The organism is Phenylobacterium sp. (assembly GCF_030654915.1).
Taxonomy (GTDB): Bacteria; Pseudomonadota; Alphaproteobacteria; order Caulobacterales; family Caulobacteraceae; genus Phenylobacterium.
Map to the genome: position 1 here is coordinate 1 of NZ_JAURWM010000098.1, position 1,695 is coordinate 1,695.

Consider the following 1,695-nt stretch of genomic DNA (forward strand, 5'->3'; position numbering starts at 1 on the left):
GCCGTGCGGCCCAGTTCGTCGGCGGCGCCAAGGCTCACGGACCGGTGGTCCGCAGCCACGCCTTCGACCTGCCCAAGAAGGTCCGCGCCAAGGCCCTGCGCCATGCGCTGTCCTCCAAGGTCAAGTCCGGCTCGCTGGTCATCATGGATAGCGTCATTCTCTCCGATCCGAAGACGGCCGGCCTGCGCGCCAGCCTGGAGAAGATCGGTCTGAAGAACGTGCTGGTCATCGCCGGCGCCGAAGTCGACGCGAACTTCAAGCTCGCCGCCCGCAACATCCCGAACGTGGACGTGCTGCCGAACGCCGGCCTGAACGTCTATGACGTGCTGCGTCGCCACACCCTCGTCCTGACGACGGACGCGGTTGAAGCGATCAACGCGCGCTATGCTGAGAAGGAAGCCGCGTAATGGCCGACCCAGTCGCCCGCCACTACGACGCAATCCTGTCGCCGGTGATCACCGAGAAGGCCACGATGCTCTCCGAGCAGAATAAAGTGGTCTTCCGGGTCGCCAATGACGCGACCAAGGACGAAATCGCCGCCGCCGTCGAGGCGCTGTTCAAAGTCAATGTCACCAAGGTCAACACCTTGGTCGTCAAGGGCAAGACCAAGCGTTTCCGCGGCCGTCCTGGTCGTCGTTCCGACGTCAAGAAAGCTGTCGTGACCCTGGCCGAAGGCCAGTCCATCGACATCACCACGGGGCTCTAGTCCGATGGCCTTGAAGCATTATAATCCGACCTCGCCGGGCCGTCGTAGCCTCGTCCTGATCGATCGTTCCGAGCTCCACAAGGGCCGCCCCGAAAAGTCCCTCGTCGAGGGTCTGACGAAGTCGGGTGGCCGTGGCGGCAATGGCCGTATCGCCGTCCGCTTCCGCGGCGGCGGCGCCAAGCGCCTGTATCGTAAGGTCGATTTCAAGCGTCGTAAGTTCGACATGCCGGCCACGGTCCAGCGTCTCGAGTACGACCCGAACCGCACGGCGTTCATCGCGCTCATCAAGTATGAAGACGGTGAACTGGCCTACATCCTGGCCCCGCAACGCCTCAAGGCCGGTGACGCTGTCATCGCCGCCGAAAAGGCCGACGTGAAGCCTGGTAACGCCATGCCGCTGCGTGGCATGCCGATCGGCACGATCATTCACAACGTCGAGCTGAAGCCCCTCAAGGGCGGTCAGATCGCCCGTTCGGCTGGCGCCTACGCCCAGCTGGTCGGTCGTGACGCCGGCTACGCGCAGATCCGCCTGAACTCGGGCGAACTGCGGATGGTGCAGGACAGCTGCCTCGCCACGGTGGGCGCGGTGTCGAACCCCGACCACATGAACGAGAACCTCGGCAAGGCCGGGCGTTCGCGTCACAAGGGTCGCCGCCCGCACGTTCGCGGCGTGGCCATGAACCCGATCGACCACCCGCACGGCGGCGGCGAAGGCCGCACCTCCGGCGGTCGCCACCCGGTGACCCCCGCGGGCAAGCCGACCAAGGGCGCCAAGACGCGCAGCAACAAGGCCACGGACAAGTTCATCATCCGTTCGCGCCATGCACGGAAGGCTCGCTAAGCCATGACCCGTTCTGTCTGGAAGGGTCCGTTCGTCGACGGATACCTGCTCAAGAAGGCCGAGACCGTTCAAAGCTCCGGCCGCAAGGACGTGATCAAGACCTGGTCGCGCCGCTCGACGATCATGCCCCAGTTCGTGGGCCTGACCT

The 1,695-nt window shown here is 65.0% G+C and carries 4 protein-coding genes; all 4 read left to right on the forward strand.

Annotated elements, in window-relative coordinates; genetic code table 11:
* The coding region (rplD, locus tag Q7T84_RS04855) for a 50S ribosomal protein L4 (protein ID WP_304806582.1) at window positions 1-407 on the forward strand (407 nt) is incomplete at its 5' end.
* Window positions 407-706 (forward strand): 50S ribosomal protein L23, encoded by a 300-nt coding sequence (locus Q7T84_RS04860; RefSeq protein WP_304806583.1) that lies wholly within the window; start codon window positions 407-409, stop codon window positions 704-706. The genes rplD and Q7T84_RS04860, both read left to right, overlap by 1 nt.
* 4 nt (window positions 707-710) lie before the next feature.
* Window positions 711-1,547 carry a 50S ribosomal protein L2 gene (gene rplB / locus Q7T84_RS04865; RefSeq protein WP_304806585.1) on the forward strand — a complete coding sequence of 279 codons (837 nt, stop codon included), beginning with the start codon at window positions 711-713 and terminating at the stop codon, window positions 1,545-1,547.
* Window positions 1,548-1,550: 3 nt separating this feature from the next.
* The coding region (locus Q7T84_RS04870; protein ID WP_304806587.1) for a ribosomal protein S19 family protein at window positions 1,551-1,695 on the forward strand (145 nt) is incomplete at its 3' end.